This window comes from Phenylobacterium sp., from assembly GCF_024508875.1.
Taxonomy (GTDB): Bacteria; Pseudomonadota; Alphaproteobacteria; order Caulobacterales; family Caulobacteraceae; genus Phenylobacterium.
This window is the reverse complement of sequence record NZ_JANINU010000348.1, coordinates 1-16,508: the sequence shown is the minus strand read 5'-3', so window position 1 is coordinate 16,508 and position 16,508 is coordinate 1. Positions and strand designations below refer to the sequence as shown.

The following is a 16,508-nucleotide window of genomic DNA, read 5'->3' as shown; positions in this document are numbered from 1 at the left end:
CCGAGATCGGCCTGCCCCCGCCCTTCTGGGCCTTCGCCTGGGCCGGCGGCCAGGCGCTGGCCCGCTATCTTCTCGACCATCCGCACGTGGTCGCGGGCAAGGCCGTGGTCGATTTCGCCTCGGGCTCGGGCATCGTCGCGATCGCGGCGAAGCGGGCCGGCGCCGCGCGGGTCCTGGCCGCCGACATCGACCCCTTCTGCGGCGCAGCCCTCGCCGCCAACGCGCAGGCCAACGCGGTGGAGATCGAGTTCACCGACGCCGACATGCTCGATGCCCCGCCGCCCGCCTGGGCCGACGTCATCCTCGCCGGCGACATCTGCTACGAGAAGCCGCTGGCCGACCGGGTCATGGCCTGGTTGCGCGCCGGCCGCGACGCCGGCGCCACGGTGCTGATCGGCGATCCGGGCCGCAGCTACTTCCCCCGCACAGGCCTCGACAAGCTCGCCGAATACCAGGTGCCGACGACGCGCGAGCTGGAGGACATGGAGGTCAAGAAAACCGCCGTCTGGACTCTACCCTGAATTCTCTTTAGAGGTCTGGAACAAATACGGAACAATTGAAAGGCGACCATGCGCGAAGACGGCAAGATCGACTATCTGGAGCTGCCCGGCGGAGATCTCGGCGCGGTGAAAGCCTTCTACGGCCAAGCCTTCGGCTGGAGCTTCACCGACTATGGCCCCACCTACGCCGCGTTCGGTGAGGGCGTCGACGGCGGCTTCCAGGCCGATGGCGACGAGGCGCCGGCCAAACCCCTGGTGATCCTCTACGCCCACGACCTCGAAGCGATGGAGGCGAAGGTCCGCGCCGCCGGCGGCCGGATCGTAAAACCATCTTCAGCTTCCCCGGCGGCCGCCGCTTCCACTTCGCCGACCCGGCCGGCAACGAACTGGCCGTGTGGAGCGAAGGTTAGGGCGCAACTGACGCGAATCTTGCATCGTCGCCACTGTAGATTGTTCGGGGTGTATCATGCGGCGACTGCTTGCTGCGGCGTTGATCTGGTCGGTGGCTCAGACTGCTGTTGCTCAGGCGCCGCCCGACGCGAAGCAGACGGAACTGGTCGTGCCGCCGCTCCCGGCGGGCTCGGTGGTGCGGCCGGTTGCATTGACGCGGACGGGCGCGCAGGTGCGCGAAGATCAGCGTATCGGAACATTCCTGACCGGCACGCTCTGCGTGCAGCCCGTGCCCGTGACATGGAAAGATCTCGCGCCGGAGCTGACGGCGCTGAAGGAGATTTTCGCCGAGGAACTGCAGACAGCTGGGTTCAAGCCCGACGCAGACCCCGGGAACCTGTTCGCCGACACCCAGGCCAGCCCAACCGATCTGCAGATGGGAGCCATGGTCAAGGGAGCGGACGTGTCCTACTGCGACAGCGTGGTCGGGACTTCGGGAAAGCTGACCCTGGCCATCCAGTGGCAAATCTACTCAAGCCTACGACGCGAAATCGTCGGCACGGTCGATACGTCTGAGACCGTACAGGTGAAGAGATTGGGCCGCACCGGACAGGCTCGATCGCTCGGCCAAATGGCATTCGCCGCCAACGTTCGCGCGCTGATGTCCAACGAACGGTTCCGCCAGATCGTCACGTCGAGTGATCCATCGGGTGTGTCCGCGCCGACCGCGGGCCAGAAGATCGTCTTCACGCCGGGGCCCAGCGAGCCGGTTCCGATGGCCCAGGCCTCGGGGTCTGTGGTCGCCATCTTGGCAGGCGGCGGACACGGCAGTGGAATGCTAGTGGGAAGCGAAGGCTACATTCTGACGAACGAGCATGTCGTCGGCTCGGCGAAGACCGTTCGGGTGCGCTGGTCGGACGGTCTCGAAACGTCGGGCGAGGTCCTGCGCACAAACAAGCGTCGGGACGTCGCCCTTGTGAAGACGGATCCACGGGGCCGGACGCCGCTGATCACCAATCGCCAACCCCCGCCGCTCGGCGCCGCTGTCTTCGCGATCGGTACGCCGCTGGACCCTGCCCTTCAGAATACCGTGACCCGCGGGATCATCTCCGCTAGCCGGATCATCGAGGGCTTCAACTTCATTCAGAGCGACACACCCGTGACCCACGGCAACAGCGGGGGTCCGCTTCTGGACGAAAAGGGGGCTGTGATCGGCATCACTGCGATCGGGATCGACCCGAGCGCTGGATCGACGCTGAACTTCTTCATTCCGATCGGAGACGCCTTGGACTTCCTTGGGCTCAATCCGGCGGGGTAGCGCGGTAGCTCACCTTAGAACTTCGTCGCGTCCGGATTCGCCGCTCCGCGCTGGCAGACGCCGGAGAAGCTGCCGAAGGTGACCGCCCCGGTGCGCCGGTCGACCGCCAGCGCCGAGCGGTCGAGGCGGTTCCACTTCATGCGGCCCTTGATGGCGAACCGGTCCACCGCCACGTCCGACAGCTCGTACCAGCCCTCCTTGTCGCCCCTGGCGAACATCGGGACGGAGCCCTGGGGCGGCTTCACTTGGGCCTTGCCCCCGTCCACCCGCAGCTCCAGTTGCGCCGGCTGGCGGCCTTCGCCGAAATACATGCCGCCGGAATAGGACGTCCGGCCCGAGCGGTAGTAGGGCGTCATCGCCATCAGCATGGTGTCCGAGCCCATGCACACCAGCCGCAGCGTCTCGCCGCCGGCCGGCGCCTCCTCGGCCGCGCCCGGTCCGCCGGCCGCCAGCACGCCCACGGCGAGCGCCGCCCCGATCACCGTCGATATCCGCAAGGCCTGCCCCCTCCGCCGCTTCGCCCGATCCTATCCGCCGGCCGGCGACGCGAGAAGGCGGTTCCGCCCCCGCCGGGCCTGCGGCAAAAGGGCGGGGTCACATTCGCCGGAAGGACCTGCCCATGCCCCAAGACGCCGCCCTCGGAGAGAGCGTCCTCGTCGCCGAGACCGGCCTCGGCCGCTATCAGGTGGCCGCCCGCACGGCCTCGGGCGCCTTCCTGGTCGACGAGCCGGTCGCGGTGGGCGGCCTGGGATCGGGGCCCACGCCCTACGATCTGCTGAGCGCGGCGCTCGGCTCCTGCACCGCGATCACCCTGCGCCTCTACGCCGATCGCAAGGGCTGGCCTTTGCAGCGCGTCCAGGTCAGCGTGCGCCACCACCGCGCCTCGCTGAAGGCCCGCGACCGCTTCGACCGAACCATCCTGCTCGAAGGCCCGCTCGACGAGGAGCAGCGCGCCCGTCTCCTGCAGATCGCCGAGCAGTGCCCGGTGCACCGCACCTACGAGCGCGGCTCGGACGTGATCACCACCCTCAGCCTCAGTCCCGGCGGACCGGCGCCCGACGAGGCCGATTCCGAACACATGCGCGACATGGAGGAGCTGAGCGCCGGCGCTCAGACGTAGCGGCCCGAACTCAGGTCGTGTTCGCCGCGCTCGTGGATGATGTTCGCGCGGCCCACCAGCAGGCTGTCGACGCCCTGGATCCGCTTCACGTCCTTGCCCGTGTAGGGCAGCGAGTGGAGGACGTAGCGCATGGCGTTCAGCCGCGCCCGCTTCTTGTCGTCCGACCCTGCCTGCGCGTCCCCGGCCGGCGTCGCCTTGATCTGGGTCCTGCGCCGCCCGCCACGCCCCTCGCGCGCGGGGGCGCATCTGCTAAACCTTCCCGCCAGCGTCACAGTCGGAGTTCCTGATGCGCCGCCGCAGCTTCCTCGCCGCCCTGCCCGCCGCCGCCCTGGCCGCTCCCGCCTTCGCGACCTCGCGCCAGGAGAACCCCAACCGCGACCGACCCGACATCCGCGCCGGCGACCGCATCGACGGCGCCACCTGGGCCGGCCGCAGCGCGGTCTGGGGCCTGCACGGCGCCGCGGCCACCGCCCATCCCCTCGCCACCCAGGCGGCCATCGACATGCTGCGGGCCGGCGGCTCGGCCGTGGACGCCGCCATCGCCGCCAACGCGGTGCTGGGCTTCGGCGAGCCCATCTCCTGCGGCATCGGCGGCGACTGCTTCGTCATGCTGTGGGACCCGAAGACGAAGAAGGTCGTCGGCCTGAACGGCTCGGGCCGCAGCCCCCGCGGGCTCAGCCTGGAGACGGTCCGCAGCCGCGCCACCGACAAGGGGATGATCCCGTCCTACGGCGCGATCTCGGTCAGCGTGCCAGGCGCCGTCGACGCCTGGTGGAGTCTGCACCAGCGCTACGGCAAGCTGAAGTGGAAGGACCTGTTCGCCCCGGCCATCGCCCACTGCGAGGAGGGCGCCCCGATGATCCAGAACACCGCCTTCTACGTCGAGGCCTCGAACCGAAACTTCTCGCGCAGCAAGGCGATCGAGGAGATCGACAACTTCAGGAAGGTCTGGATCCAGCACGGCCGCACGCCGCGCGAAGGCGAGATCTTCAGGAACCCCGGCCTCGGCCGCACCTACCGCCTGATCGCCGAGGGCGGCGGCCGCGCCTTCTACGAGGGCGAAATCGCCGAGACCATCGAGCGTTACTTCAAGCGCATCGGCGGCTGGATGACCAAGGCCGACCTCGCCGCCCACCACAGCGAATGGGTCGAGCCGCGCTCGATCGACTACCGCGGCGTCGACGTCTGGGCCCTGCCGCCGAACAGCCAGGGGCTGGTCACGCTCCAGATGCTGAACATCCTGGCCGAATTCGACATCAAGGGGATGGGCTTCCAGTCGGCCGCCGCCATCCACCACGAGGTGGAGGCCAAACGGCTGGCGTTCGAGGACCGCGCCCGCTTCTACGCCGACCCGGCCTTCTACAAGCAGCCGGTCGAGTGGCTGCTCAGCAAGGAGTACGCCCGCGAGCGTGCGAAGCTGATCCGCCCCGACGCCATCGCCCCGATCTACTATCCGGGCAAGGCGCCCAGCCACGGCGACACCACCTATTTCACCACCGCCGACAAGGACGGGATGATGGTCTCGATCATCCAGTCCAACTATCGCGGCATGGGCTCGGGCCTGATGCCCGACGGCCTGGGCTTCATGTTCCAGGACCGCGGCGAGCTGTTCGCGCTCACCGATGGCCACCCCAACGTCTATGCGCCCGGCAAGCGCCCCTTCCAGACCATCATCCCGGGCTTCGCGACCAAGGGCGGCGAGCCGATGCTCAGCTTTGGCGTCATGGGCGGCGACATGCAGCCCCAGGGCCAGACGCAGATCGTCTCCAACATCGTCGACTTCGGCCTGGGCCTGCAGGAGGCCGGCGACAGCCCCCGCTGGCACCACGACGGAGGGATGGAGCCTACCGGCGAAGACCTTGGCCAGCCCGGCGTGCTGAACCTTGAGACCGGCGTGCCCGAGGCGACGAAAGCCGCTCTGGCGAAGCTGGGCTGGGTGATGAAGCCGGCCCCCGGCGGCTACGGCGGCTACCAGGCCATCCAGCGTTGGCCAGGCCGCTATGCCGCCGCCACCGAGATGCGCAAAGACGGCGTCGCCCTGGCCTACTGACCCGCCGCGGGCGGTGGATAGGTCGTCTCGCCCACCACCGCCTCCAGCGCCACGTCGCGCCAGCGGAACCCCGGGACGTCCCGCGCCTTCCGCCCGATGAACAGGCTGTGGCAGTAGAGTCCCGTCACCCGCTGGAACCGCAGGTAGGGCGCAGCGAAGGCCGAGAAGCGTCCAACGATCGGGTTGTCCATCGCGGCCTCGACGCACTCGAACCCCAGCGCCGGCGAGAACAGGGCGCGCAGCCCCATGTCGCTGAACTGGAAGAAGTTCCATGGCCGTTCGTGCGAGGAGAACGAGAAGTGCGTCTCGATGAACACGTGCCCGCCCACCTTCAGCACCTTGGCGATCTCCTCGGCCGCCACCCAGGGCATGGCGAGGTGCTCGAACACCGCCGTCGAATAGACCGCATCGAACGGCCCCTCGACCAGGTCCGACAGCCGGTGCGCGTCGCCCACGACGTCCACGTTCGCCCCCGGATAGAAGTCGAAGCCCACATAGTCCGCGTGCTTCAGGTGGTCGGGCAGGACATAGGCGCTGCTCACCTGGCGGCTGCCGATCTCCAGGATGCGCGCGCCCGGCTTGTCCGCAAGTTCGAGCAGCGCCTGCACAAGGGTGTTGTGTCCGGCGCGAACCGGGGCCGGCACGTCGCGGGCCAGATAGGCGCGGTCGGCGCGGGGCGCGGTCGCCGACAGCGCCAGCCGGCGTGCCGCCTCGTAGCCGCGGCGGACGATGCTTCTCAGACTCAAAGTCGCGACCCTTGTACTCGCCGCCGACCATGGCGGCGCCGGCCCGCGCCGTCCATCCGGAGCGTGGCGGCATGAGCGGCCCCATCTTCTTCGCCACGCCGGCCGAGTGGCGCGCCTGGCTGGACGCCAATCACGCCACGGCGAGCGAGGTCTCCGTCGGCTTCTGGAAGCGGGACACCGGCCGCCCGTCTCTCACATGGCCGCAGAGCGTGGACGAGGCGCTGTGCTTTGGCTGGATCGACGGCGTGCGCCACCGGATCGACGACGAGGCCTACCGCATCCGCTTCACGCCGCGCAGGCCCGGCGGGATCTGGAGCCAGGTGAACCTGAAGCGCTTCGCCGAATTGCAGGCCCTGGGCCTCGTCCGGCCCGCCGGCCAGGCGGCGCACGACGTGGGCAAGGATCGCACCCGGGTCTATCCCCACGAACGCCCGCATGCCGAGTTCACGGCCGACGAGCTCTCACGCTTCCAGGCCCATCCGGCGGCCTGGGCCAAGTTCCAGGCCTTCCCGCCCAGCTACCGCAAGGTCGCGGTCCACCGCGTCGCGGCCGCCAAGGGCGAGGCCACCCGCGCGCGGCGTCTCGACATCCTGATCGACGCCTCGGCCAGGGGGCTTAGACTGAGGTCCCCGACCCAGGTGGACGAACCATGACCGAAGACGAGATGAAGGCCATCGCCCTCAGCTTCCCGGGCGCCGAGGAGGGGACCAGCTACGGGCAGCCCTCGTTCAAGGTGAACGGCAAGTTCTTCACGCGCCTGCGCGCCGAGGACCGCAGCCTCGTCCTCGTCGACGTGTCCTTCGACGAGCGTGAGATGCTGATGGAGGCCGAGCCGCAGACCTTCTTCTTCACGTCGCACTACAAGGACTACCCCAGCGTCCTCGCCCGCCTGGACACCCTCGACCCCGGCTCGTTCCGCGGCTTCCTCGAACGCCGCTTCCGCAAGATCGCGAAGAAGAGCGTCGTGAAGGCCTGGGAGGCCGAGAGTCGGCACTAAGCCACGCTCAGCCTGCGCCCGGCGACCAGGGCGCCGGCGGCGTCGAAGCCCTTGAGCTCGATCCGCGCACCGTGTGCGAGCGCCAGGTTGGCACGCGCCGCGCCGCCCGCGACGTCGAGGCTGGCCGCCGGCCGGCCGTCCACATAGACGTCCACGATGGCCAGGCCCGCCGCCTGGATGTCCAGCGCGGCGCCCGCCCCCGCGACCGGCGGCGTCGCCGTCAGCCGGTACGCCGGCCGGCGTTTCAGCATGTCGCACGCCGCGGCCAGCAGGTCCTTGTCGCCTTCCAGCAGGTCGCGCCGCGTGGGCTGGTGCACCTTCGTCGGCCGCACGCCCAGGTCCTCGATCTCGGTCCCGGCCTCGGCCCCGACCCGCAGCGTGCGGCGGATCGCGACCCGCATCGACAGGCCGCCGTCCAGCGGCTTCAACGCCGGCGGCACGCCGTTCCGCGGCAGGAAGTAGCGCACGGCGTCCATGTCCCAGACGTTGGCGCCGCCCGCGCCCATGTTGTCGTCCACGCCCAGGATCTCGCCCACGTCGTGATCGCGGAACCCGGCGGCGAACATGTCCGTCGTGCTGTAGCAGCGCGCGTCGGTGATCAGCACGACGGGCCCGTGGTAGGTCTGGCCGATCAGGTTGCAGGTGTCCGGATCGGTGATCGGGAAGGCGCTGGAGAACGCCGAGCCGGTCGTCACCGCGCGCTCCATCGACGGCCCCCAGGCGGCGAATTGCGAACCCTTGCGGCAGATCGAGGTGGTCAATGGGCTGACGATGAACTGTGCCCGGGTCGGCTCGATCCGCCGGGGCGTGAACAGTTGCAGCAGCCGCTCGCCGGCCCAGATCAGGCCGCCGCCGTTGCCCTGGACGTCGAGGACCAGCCCGTCCTGCGGCAGCAGCGCCACCAGTCGCTGCGCCTCGCGCACGAAGGCGTCGGCGTCCGGCACGTTGAACGTCCAGATGCGCAGGTAGCCGTATGTGCGGCCGCCGCTGTCGATCGTCTGGGCGCGGAAGACCTCGGGCATGATCGACTGGGTGTCGCCGGCCGCGGCGATCGCCGCCGAGGTCGTATCCGCCGCCCCGCTCGCGGCCACCGCCTCGTCGATCCGCTGCCGTGTCTCCGACACCGCCGGCGCGTAGAGCTTGGCGAACACCCGCCGCCGCATGTCGCCTTCGAGGTCGAGGCCGATCGCGGCCCGATTCGCCGCGGGCGTCGGCGCCTCGCCGTGCAGCCCGCCCTGCGGCAGGCCGGTGATGATCCAGTCGGTGCGGAACTCCTGCGGATTGCCCGCGGCGTCCTTGTAGCCGACCACCACCCACTCCTCGTCGGGCGGCAGCGACATGCCGAGGTATCGGAACGTCAGCCCGTCGACCCCGCGCGCATGCCGCGCCGCCGGGTTGCTGCCGGCGTGATAGCCGCCCACCAGCTCCACCGCCCGCTCGATCGGCATGCCGTTCCAATAGGTCAGCTCGACACCCGGACGGAACGTCGGATGGTTCAGGCTCGAGAGCACCTGGGTGACGACGTATTTCCGCTGGCCGCCCTCTACGCAGTAGCGGACGCGGAACGGCAGGTTGGCCACCGCGCGCTGGTACGAGCCCGGCAGCATGTAGTTCGTGTGCAGGTCGCGCAGCGAGGTGAAGGTCTCGATCAGCTCCTTGTGGAACTCCGCCTCGTTCGGCAGGTCGTCGATCCGTCGGCGCAGCAGCCGCAGCCGCTGCAGCGGGTCGATGGCGTGCATGGCGCGCTTGAACGGCAGGTGGGCGTAGAAGTTCTCCAGCAGGCAGATCGCCTGGTCGACGATGTCGCGTTGGCCGTCCGGCGTCAGCTCGTCGAGGTCGTTCAGGAACTCCCGCAGGCTGCGGCCGTCGGCCAGCAGGCCGCGCGCGCTGTCGTGGGCGCCGGCCAGCATGTCGTCCAGGTTCTGGCCGCCGAGCCGCGGCCGGCCGGGGCCCGTCGGGGCATTGTCCAGGACGGACGCCCCCTCGACGAAGGCCCGCAGGTTGGGACGGTTCGCCAGCTCGACGGGCGCGACCGAGGGCGGCGGCCCGGCCAGGTCGGCCGCTGCGGCCCCGGCCTCGATCGCCCGGTCCGCCGCGCCCCGGCGGAAGCTGCGCCAGATCAGCTCCGCCGCCACGTCGCTCAGGCTGTCGTCCACCTCGGCCGCCGCGGCCTGGTCATAGGCCGCGACGTGGCGGCGCAGGATGTCGACCGTGGGGGTCACCGCCTTGCCCGCCTTCGGCGCGGCCAGCTCGGCGCCCGCCGCCACGGCCGTCGCCCCGGTCAGGTCGTAGGCCAGGGTCTTGGCGGCGTTGACGACGCCTGCGCCCAGGTCGTGGGCGCCGTTCCATACCGCCGGCGGGGTGATGTCGCTGACGATGGCCCGCAGGAACAGCTCCTGCACCGTCAGGTTCCGCGACTTGGCGATCTTGAGCAGCGCCGCCCGCCCGCCGTGATGGGCGACCCACAGGGCCGCCACCCCGGCCGTGTTCGAGGTCGCCAGCGTCGTGCCCTGCGAGGGCGCCACGGCCGTCAGGTTGCCGTTTGCCTTGCGCAGCCGCGCGCCCCAGACGTCCTCGCCGGGCGCGCTGACGGTGACCGCCGGGCCGCGCGCGCTCTTGGCCCACGGCTTCAGCTCGTGCCCAACGGCGGCGACGGCGGCGCACAGGCGGTCCTGCGCATAGGCCGCCGGGAAGACCACGAACGGGTAGCAGTTGCCCGCCGCGCACACGACGACCAGGCCGGCGTCCACCGCCTTTCGCAGCGCCGCCTCCACTGAGGCGACCCGCGAAGGACCGCCCAGGCACATGACGATCACGTCGCAACCGCTCGCGATCGCGTGGAGGATCGCCGCGGGAATGCGGGACTGGTTGAGGTCCACCACCGAGCGGATCGACCGGATCGGCACCAGCTTGCTCGCGGGCGCCACGCCCGTCACCGAGCCGGGGCCGGTCGTGCCCTGGTTGCTTCCGAGGCCGCCGCGGCTCGCAATGACACTGGAGACCAGCGTGCCATGGCCCGGATTGGCCAGCAGGACATCAGATGAGAACCGGTCGTCCGGGTCGGTGTTGTGCTCGACCAGGTTCGCGCCCAGTTCGCGCAGGTAGACGCCATCGACCTCGGCGTGGTTGGACGAGCCGGTGTCGATCAGCGCCACCTTGACGCCCTCGCCCTGCTTGCGGCCGGTGGGCGCGGCGTCCCAGGCCTGCTGCACCGCCAGCACCGCCTGCGACCAGCCCTTGGGATATTTGGTGTCCGGCGTCGAGCACAGCCCGCCCAGCAGCGCCGCGCCTTCGACGCCCAGCATCTGCGCGCCGTAGAGGGAGTCTCGCGGGGCGAGGTTCGCCTCCTTCGCCTTCAGTTCGGCCCGCAGCGCCCGCGCCAGCGCGAAGCCCGCCGGCTCGCGCCCGTCGATCGACAGGTCGGGGAAGGTGACGAAGAAGAACCGGTCGCGGGCCGGATCGAAGACCGGCTCCACCTTGAACGCCGCGCCGGGCAGGGCCGCCGCCAGCGCCGCCTGCACGTCGGCGAGGTCGCGCGCCGCGCCGAACACCAGCTCGATGACCACCTCGCCGTCCGGCTCGGGCGCGGGTCCGCCCGCGAACATGGCATAGGCCTGGGTCGAATCCGTCATCGCCGCCCCCGTCGAACGGAGCGTCCCGGCCATGATTCAGGGCAGTACGCCCCCCACCCGAGACGCCTTCCTCAACCGTTGCACGCAGTCCAAGCGTTCACAAGCGGAAAGGGTGTTAGAACTCGTCCTCGATGGCGGCCCGGAAGTTCTCGAACACCTCGCGGGCGTTCTGGTCCGGCTCGACCAGCGCCACCGCCGCCGCCGCGGGGACAGCCCCCGCCGTCAGCCGCCCGGCCACCGCGCCGTTCTGCACCAGCAGCAGTTCCTCGCCCTCGCCCAGCCCCGTCAGCAGGGCGGCGATCTTTGGCGGCAGGTCGTCGAGGTCGAGGCGGGCCATCCGCCGATTCTAGACCGCATCGCGGGGCGCAGGTAAACCGCCGCCCAAGGAGAAACGATGGCATACCGATCGCTGCGCGAGTTCCTGGCCAAGCTTGAGGCCGCCGGCGAACTGGTCCGGGTCACCGAGCCCGTCTCGTCCGTCCTGGAGATGACCGAGATCCAGCGCCGGCTGCTGGCCACCGGCGGTCCGGCCGTCCTCTTCGAGAACGTCACCCGCGCCGACGGCGAGCGCTCGACCATGCCCTGCCTGGTCAACCTGTTCGGGACGGTGAAGCGCGTCGCCATGGGCGTCACCCTGGACGGCGTCGAGCGCACCACCGCCGGCGAGCTGCGCAGCGTCGGCGAACTGCTCGCCTTCCTCCGCCAGCCCGAGCCGCCGCGCGGCCTGAAGGACGCCTGGGACATGCTGCCCTTGGCTAAGACCGTGATGGGCATGCGGCCGCAGGTGCGCAAGTCCGGTCCGGTGCAGGAGGTGGTGCTCAAGGGCGACCAGATCGACCTGACGAAGCTGCCGATCCAGACCTGCTGGCCGGGCGAGCCGGCGCCGCTGATCACCTGGCCGCTGGTGGTCACCAAGGGGCCGTCCGACAGCCGCGAGGACGACTACAACCTCGGCATCTACCGCATGCAGGTGCTGGGCAGGAACCGCACGATCATGCGCTGGCTGGCCCACCGCGGCGGCGCCCAGCACCACCGCCGCTGGAAAGCCGAGGGCAAGCGCGAGCCGTTGCCCGCGTGCGCCGTCATCGGCGCCGACCCCGGCACGATCCTGGCCGCCGTCACGCCGGTGCCGGACACGCTGTCGGAATACCAGTTCGCCGGCCTCCTGCGCGGCGCCAAGCTGGACCTCGTCCCCGCCAAGACCGTGCCGCTGATGGTCCCGGCCCAGGCGGAGATCGTCTTGGAGGGCCACGTCCACCTCGACGAATACGCCGACGAGGGCCCCTACGGCGACCACACCGGCTACTACAACTCGGTCGAGAAATTCCCGGTGTTCGAGGTGACCGCGGTCACCATGCGCAAGGACCCGATCTACCTCACCACCTTCACCGGCCGCCCGCCGGACGAGCCCAGCGTGCTGGGCGAGGCGCTGAACGAGGTCTTCATCCCGCTGATCCAGCAGCAGTTCCCCGAGATCGTGGACTTCTGGCTGCCGCCCGAGGGCTGCAGCTACCGCATCGCCGTCGTCTCGATGAAGAAGGCCTACCCCGGCCACGCCAAGCGCGTGATGCTGGGCGTCTGGAGCTACCTGCGCCAGTTCATGTACACGAAGTGGGTGATCGTCGTGGACGACGACATCGACGCCCGCGACTGGAAGGACGTCATGTGGGCCATGTCCACGCGGATGGACCCGGCGCGCGACATCACCGTCATCGAGAACACCCCCATCGACTACCTCGACTTCGCCAGCCCCGAGAGCGGGCTGGGCTCCAAGATCGGCCTCGACGCCACCAACAAGTGGCCGCCCGAGACGCACCGCGAGTGGGGCGACAAGCTGGGCATGGACGCCGAGACCGTGGCGAAGGTCACGGAGAAGTGGGCCAGGCTGGGCTTGCCGGGCGACGGCCGGCCGGTCGATTAAGCGCGATGGATATAGCCGCCTCCGCCCACGCCGCCGCCCTCTGGGCCGGCCTCTGCATCATCCTCCTGCTCGTGCTGGCGCTGCTGGTCACCCGCCAGCGCCGCAAGCACCACGTGGAGATCGGCGACGGCGGCGTGCCGGCCCTGAACCAGGCCATCCGCGCCTTCGGCAACGCCACCGAGTACGTGCCGGCCGCCCTCGCCGGTCTCGGCCTGCTGGCCCTGGTCGGGGCCCCGCCGCTGCTGATCCACCCGATCGGCCTGATCCTCTTCGCCGGCCGCGTCCTGCACGCCTTCGGCCTCTCCCGCTCGTCGGGCCTGACCTTCGGCCGCGCCGCCGGCGTGGTCGCCACGTGGGTCGCCTACGTCGCCATCGCTGCGGCGCTTTTGTTCTACGCGATACCCTGACCTTGTGACCGGCCGCGCGGTCGGCCATATCCGGTCCATGGACGAAAACCTGCTGAACGACGTCGTCGCCGCCGCGCTGAAGGCCGGGGCCGACGCCGCCGAGGCCGTCGGCGCCGAGCGCCGCAGCCTCTCGATCTCCGTGCGCATGGGCGAACTGGAGGAGGTCGAGCGCGAGGAGTCCCGCGATCTCGGCCTGCGCGTCTTCGTCGGCCAGCGCCAGGCCACCGTCTCCGGCTCCGACATCTCGCCCGAAGCCCGCGCCAAACTGGTGGAGCGCGCCGTCGCCATGGCCCGCCTCGCGCCCGAGGATCCCTACGCCGGCCTCGCCGACCCCGAGCACCTGGCGCGCGGGCCGCTGCCCGAGCTCGACCTCTACGATCCCACCGAGCCTTCCGCCGAGGCGCTGGAGGACCGCGCCCGCGCCGCCGAGGCCGCCGCCCGCGCCGTGCCCAGGGTCACCAATTCCGACGGCGGCAGCAGCTCGTGGTCCTCCTCGGCCTGGACGTTCGTCACCAGCGGCGGCTTCCGGGGCGTCCACCGCGCCTCGGGCTTCTCCATCGGCGCCTCGGCCATCGCCGGCGACGGCGAGACCATGGAGACCGGCTACGACGGCCGCTCCGCCCGCTGGCAGTCCGACCTGCCCAGCCCCGAAAGCCTCGGGACCGAGGCCGGCCGCCGGGCCGCCCAGCGGCTGGGCGCGCGCAAGATCGCCTCCACCACCGCCCCGGTGATCTTCGAGAACCGCCTCGCCGGCTCGCTGATGAGCCCGCTGATCGGCGCCATCTCGGGCCCGTCCATCGCCCGCGGCACCTCGTTCCTCAAAGACAAGCTGGGGGAGCAGATCTTCGCCAAGGGCATCTTCGTCACCGACGATCCGCACCGCGTCCGCGGCCTCGGCTCCTCGCCCTTCGACGACGAGGGCGTGGCCAACCAGCGCCGCAATCTGATCGACGACGGCGTGCTCACCACCTGGCTGCTGAATTCCTCGTCGGCCCGCCAGCTCGGCCTTTCCACCACCGGCCACGCCTCGCGCGGCCTCGCCGGCCCGCCCGGCGTGTCGGTCTCCAACCTCACCTTGCAACCGGGCGAGAAGGACCAGGCGGGGCTGATGAAGGACGCCGGCTCCGGCCTTCTCGTCACCTCGATGTTCGGCCCCTCGCTCAACGGCAACACCGGCGACTGGTCGGTGGGCTGCTCGGGCTTCTGGTTCGAGGACGGCGAGATCGCTTACCCGGTCAACGAGATCACCGTGGCCGGCAACCTGCTCGACATCTTCGGCCGCCTGGTCCCCGGCTCCGACCTGGAGATCCGCGGGGCCTCGAACGCGCCGTCGCTGCTGGTGGACGCCCTCGCCATCGCGGGTCGATGACCGCCGGCCCGCCCCACGACGACGACCTGCGGCTGATCCTCGAGGCCGCGCGGGAGGCGGGCGACCTGGCCCGCGCCATCCGCCACCAGGGCCTGGAGATCGAGTACAAGGAGGCGGACGGCACGCCGGTGACCAACGCCGACCTCGCCGCCGACCAGCTCCTGACCCAGCGGCTGCGCGCCGCCCGCCCCGGCTACGGCTGGCTGTCGGAGGAGACCGCCGACGCCCGCGACCGCCTGGACTGCCGCCGCATCTTCGTGGTCGACCCCATCGACGGCACCCGCGCGTTCCTCAAGGGCCGGCCCTGGTGGTCGGTGGCCATCGCGGTGGTGGAGGACGGCCTGCCGGTCGCCGGCGCCGTCTACGCGCCCGAGCTGGACGAGGCCTATGCCGCGGTCGCCGGCCAGGGCGCCACGCGCAACGGCCAGCCGCTGCGGGCCAGCGACGCGACCCGGCTGGAGGACTGCCGCATGGTCGGCGACCCCGTCGTCTTCGACCACTGGTCCTGGCCCCGCCCCTGGCCGCCCATGCGGGTGGAACAGCGCAGCTCCACCGCCTACCGCATGTGCGTCGTCGCCGCCGGCGAGTTCGACGCCGCCGTGGCCCCGGTGCGCAAGTCCGACTGGGACGTGGCGGCGGGCGACCTCATCGCCCGCGAGGCCGGCTGCTTCGTGGGCGACCACACCGGCGAAGGCTTCCGTTACAATCGCGCCAGACCGTCGCAGGCGAGCCTGATCTGCGCCACGCCCGCCCTCGCCCCATTGATTCTGGAGCGCGTTGGGCATATCGGCGCGCGCAACTGACCCTTTCGCGAAACGAATCTGCCGAGAACGCCCTCATGCCCGACAAACAACTTCTCCACCTCGTCATCGGCGGCGAACTGAAATCCCTCGACGGCGCGCCCGAGTTCAAGGACCTGGGCAAGGTCGACCTCGTCGGCGCCTACCCGACCTACCAGGACGCGCGCGCCGCCTGGCTGGCCAAGGCCCAGCAGACCGTCGACAACGCCCACATGCGCTACTTCATCATCCACGCGCACAAGCTGCTCACCCCCGGCGCCGACGACGACCACGAGCACTGAGCTAAAGTTGCTCCCCCGTCGGGGGAGCTGTCGGCGAATGCCGACTGAGGGGGTCCTCAACGGCCAGAGATGACCCCCTCCGGCGCTGCGCGCCACCTCCCCCAGCGGGGGAGGAACCGGGAGGAAGCTACTCCCGTCGCAGCACGCTCTCGGTCAGTAGGTTGCCCCACATGTTCGTGCGGAAGTCGGCCTTCATGCCGGCCGGGTCGTACATCGGGCTCTCGACCCACTCCAGGAAGCTCATCCCCGCCGGCTCGCCCTCGGTGAGGTACCGCGCGAACGTGTAGTCCAGCACCCCGGTCTTGCCGTGCCGGATGTGCAGGTACTTGAACGACAGCTGGTCAAGCGCCTCGCGGATCGTCTTCTTCTGCCGGAAGTGCATGTAGAACACGCTCATGATCCCGGCCCGATCCGCGCCGGACTTGCAGTGCATCAGCGCCGGGTACTGCAGCGTCTCGAACAGCCGCTTGGCGCCCAGCACCCGCTCCCGCGACGGCACCTCGCGCGACGTGATCGTGAAGTTCACGAACGCCAGCCCCAGCCGCTCGCAGGCGTCCTTCTCCAGGGCGTGGAAGCTGGCGTCGAACCCGCCGCGCAGGTTGACGATCGTCCGGATCCCCCGCGCCTTCCATTCGGCGATCTGGTGCGGCCACGGCTGGTTCGCCCGCACCAGCTCGTCCGAGATCCAGTGCGCGTTGGAAAAGCCGAGACGCAGGTAGGCGTGGTCGTTCCAGAGATAGTCGAGATAGGTCTTCGTCCGGCCCCAGGGGGTCGACAGGTCGAAGCGCTCCGGGTCGGGGGCGGTCGTCATCGCCGCTAGGTAGGCGAAAACCGCCGCCTAGGCCACCGGCTGGGCAGACGCGCTCAGGCCGCCAGCGCCAGCCCGGGCCATCCCTCCGGCTCGGCGGGCGGCCGCCGAGCGCCCGGCCTGCGCGGCGGCTTCGGCCACCGCGAAACCCATCTTCCCCGAGCTACGG

17 protein-coding genes and 1 pseudogene are annotated in these 16,508 nt (G+C 70.6%); 12 read left to right on the top strand and 6 right to left on the bottom strand.

Annotated features, from left to right (window positions below; translation table 11 throughout):
* The 3 genes and pseudogenes from Q0L11_RS23390 to Q0L11_RS23380 all read left to right on the top strand — a co-directional run.
* A partial coding sequence (locus Q0L11_RS23390; RefSeq protein ID WP_296600534.1) for a methyltransferase occupies positions 1-521 on the top strand: 521 nt, incomplete at its 5' end.
* 48 nt (positions 522-569) lie between these two features.
* Positions 570-910, top strand: a pseudogene (locus Q0L11_RS23385) (VOC family protein).
* A 56-nt stretch (positions 911-966) separates the two neighbouring features.
* Positions 967-2,208: a S1C family serine protease gene (locus Q0L11_RS23380; RefSeq protein WP_296600532.1), complete on the top strand. Its 1,242-nt coding sequence runs from the start codon at positions 967-969 to the stop codon at positions 2,206-2,208.
* A 14-nt stretch (positions 2,209-2,222) separates the two neighbouring features.
* Here Q0L11_RS23380 and Q0L11_RS23375 read toward each other — a convergent pair whose 3' ends face one another.
* A complete protein-coding gene (locus tag Q0L11_RS23375; protein WP_296600531.1) occupies positions 2,223-2,705 on the bottom strand; it encodes a hypothetical protein in 483 nt (160 codons plus the stop codon).
* A 122-nt stretch (positions 2,706-2,827) separates the two neighbouring features.
* On the opposite strand from Q0L11_RS23375, the gene Q0L11_RS23370 reads away from it, so the two are divergent.
* Positions 2,828-3,328, top strand: coding sequence for an OsmC family protein (locus tag Q0L11_RS23370; protein ID WP_296600529.1), 501 nt, complete (start codon positions 2,828-2,830; stop codon positions 3,326-3,328).
* Here the strand turns inward: Q0L11_RS23370 and Q0L11_RS23365 are convergent.
* Positions 3,319-3,459, bottom strand: coding sequence for a hypothetical protein (locus Q0L11_RS23365; RefSeq protein ID WP_296600528.1), 141 nt, complete (start codon positions 3,457-3,459; stop codon positions 3,319-3,321). The genes Q0L11_RS23370 and Q0L11_RS23365 overlap by 10 nt on opposite strands.
* Positions 3,460-3,614: 155 nt before the next feature.
* On the opposite strand from Q0L11_RS23365, the gene Q0L11_RS23360 reads away from it, so the two are divergent.
* On the top strand, positions 3,615-5,378 hold the full coding sequence (locus tag Q0L11_RS23360; protein WP_296600527.1) for a gamma-glutamyltransferase family protein: 1,764 nt from the start codon (positions 3,615-3,617) through the stop codon (positions 5,376-5,378).
* On the opposite strand, the gene Q0L11_RS23355 is transcribed toward Q0L11_RS23360, so the two are convergent.
* On the bottom strand, positions 5,372-6,124 hold the full coding sequence (locus Q0L11_RS23355; protein WP_296600525.1) for a methyltransferase domain-containing protein: 753 nt from the start codon (positions 6,122-6,124) through the stop codon (positions 5,372-5,374). The genes Q0L11_RS23360 and Q0L11_RS23355 overlap by 7 nt on opposite strands.
* A gap of 71 nt (positions 6,125-6,195) precedes the next feature.
* Between Q0L11_RS23355 and Q0L11_RS23350 the strand changes: the two genes are divergently transcribed.
* Positions 6,196-6,777 carry a YdeI family protein gene (locus Q0L11_RS23350; RefSeq protein ID WP_296600524.1) on the top strand — a complete coding sequence of 194 codons (582 nt, stop codon included), beginning with the start codon at positions 6,196-6,198 and terminating at the stop codon, positions 6,775-6,777.
* Positions 6,774-7,121 carry an MmcQ/YjbR family DNA-binding protein gene (locus Q0L11_RS23345; RefSeq protein ID WP_296600523.1) on the top strand — a complete coding sequence of 116 codons (348 nt, stop codon included), beginning with the start codon at positions 6,774-6,776 and terminating at the stop codon, positions 7,119-7,121. The genes Q0L11_RS23350 and Q0L11_RS23345 overlap by 4 nt, the downstream gene beginning before the upstream one ends.
* On the opposite strand, the gene Q0L11_RS23340 is transcribed toward Q0L11_RS23345, so the two are convergent.
* Both Q0L11_RS23340 and Q0L11_RS23335 read right to left on the bottom strand, forming a co-directional pair.
* Positions 7,118-10,753 carry a S8 family serine peptidase gene (locus tag Q0L11_RS23340; RefSeq protein WP_296600522.1) on the bottom strand — a complete coding sequence of 1,212 codons (3,636 nt, stop codon included), beginning with the start codon at positions 10,751-10,753 and terminating at the stop codon, positions 7,118-7,120. The genes Q0L11_RS23345 and Q0L11_RS23340 overlap by 4 nt on opposite strands.
* Positions 10,754-10,868: 115 nt before the next feature.
* Positions 10,869-11,090, bottom strand: a complete 222-nt coding sequence (locus Q0L11_RS23335; RefSeq protein WP_296600521.1) for a hypothetical protein — start codon at positions 11,088-11,090, stop codon at positions 10,869-10,871.
* Between the two features lie 57 nt (positions 11,091-11,147).
* Here Q0L11_RS23335 and Q0L11_RS23330 point away from each other — a divergent pair, with 57 nt between their 5' ends.
* Genes Q0L11_RS23330 through Q0L11_RS23310 form a run of 5 tightly spaced genes read left to right on the top strand, consistent with a single transcriptional unit; the run spans position 11,148 to position 15,531 of the window.
* The gene (locus Q0L11_RS23330; protein ID WP_296600519.1) at positions 11,148-12,674 is read left to right on the top strand and encodes a UbiD family decarboxylase; all 1,527 of its coding nucleotides are present in this window, start codon (positions 11,148-11,150) and stop codon (positions 12,672-12,674) included.
* Positions 12,675-12,679: 5 nt separating this feature from the next.
* A complete protein-coding gene (locus tag Q0L11_RS23325) occupies positions 12,680-13,081 on the top strand; it encodes an MAPEG family protein (RefSeq protein ID WP_296600518.1) in 402 nt (133 codons plus the stop codon).
* 37 nt (positions 13,082-13,118) lie between these two features.
* Positions 13,119-14,450: a metallopeptidase TldD-related protein gene (locus Q0L11_RS23320; protein WP_296600515.1), complete on the top strand. Its 1,332-nt coding sequence runs from the start codon at positions 13,119-13,121 to the stop codon at positions 14,448-14,450.
* Complete coding sequence (locus Q0L11_RS23315; protein ID WP_296600514.1) at positions 14,447-15,253, top strand: 3'(2'),5'-bisphosphate nucleotidase CysQ; 807 nt, start codon at positions 14,447-14,449, stop codon at positions 15,251-15,253. The genes Q0L11_RS23320 and Q0L11_RS23315 overlap by 4 nt, the downstream gene beginning before the upstream one ends.
* A 35-nt stretch (positions 15,254-15,288) precedes the next feature.
* A complete protein-coding gene (locus Q0L11_RS23310; protein ID WP_296600512.1) occupies positions 15,289-15,531 on the top strand; it encodes a DUF4170 domain-containing protein in 243 nt (80 codons plus the stop codon).
* 127 nt (positions 15,532-15,658) lie between these two features.
* On the opposite strand, the gene Q0L11_RS23305 is transcribed toward Q0L11_RS23310, so the two are convergent.
* Positions 15,659-16,342: a sulfur transferase domain-containing protein gene (locus Q0L11_RS23305; protein ID WP_296600511.1), complete on the bottom strand. Its 684-nt coding sequence runs from the start codon at positions 16,340-16,342 to the stop codon at positions 15,659-15,661.
* Between the last annotated feature and the right edge of the window lie 166 nt (positions 16,343-16,508).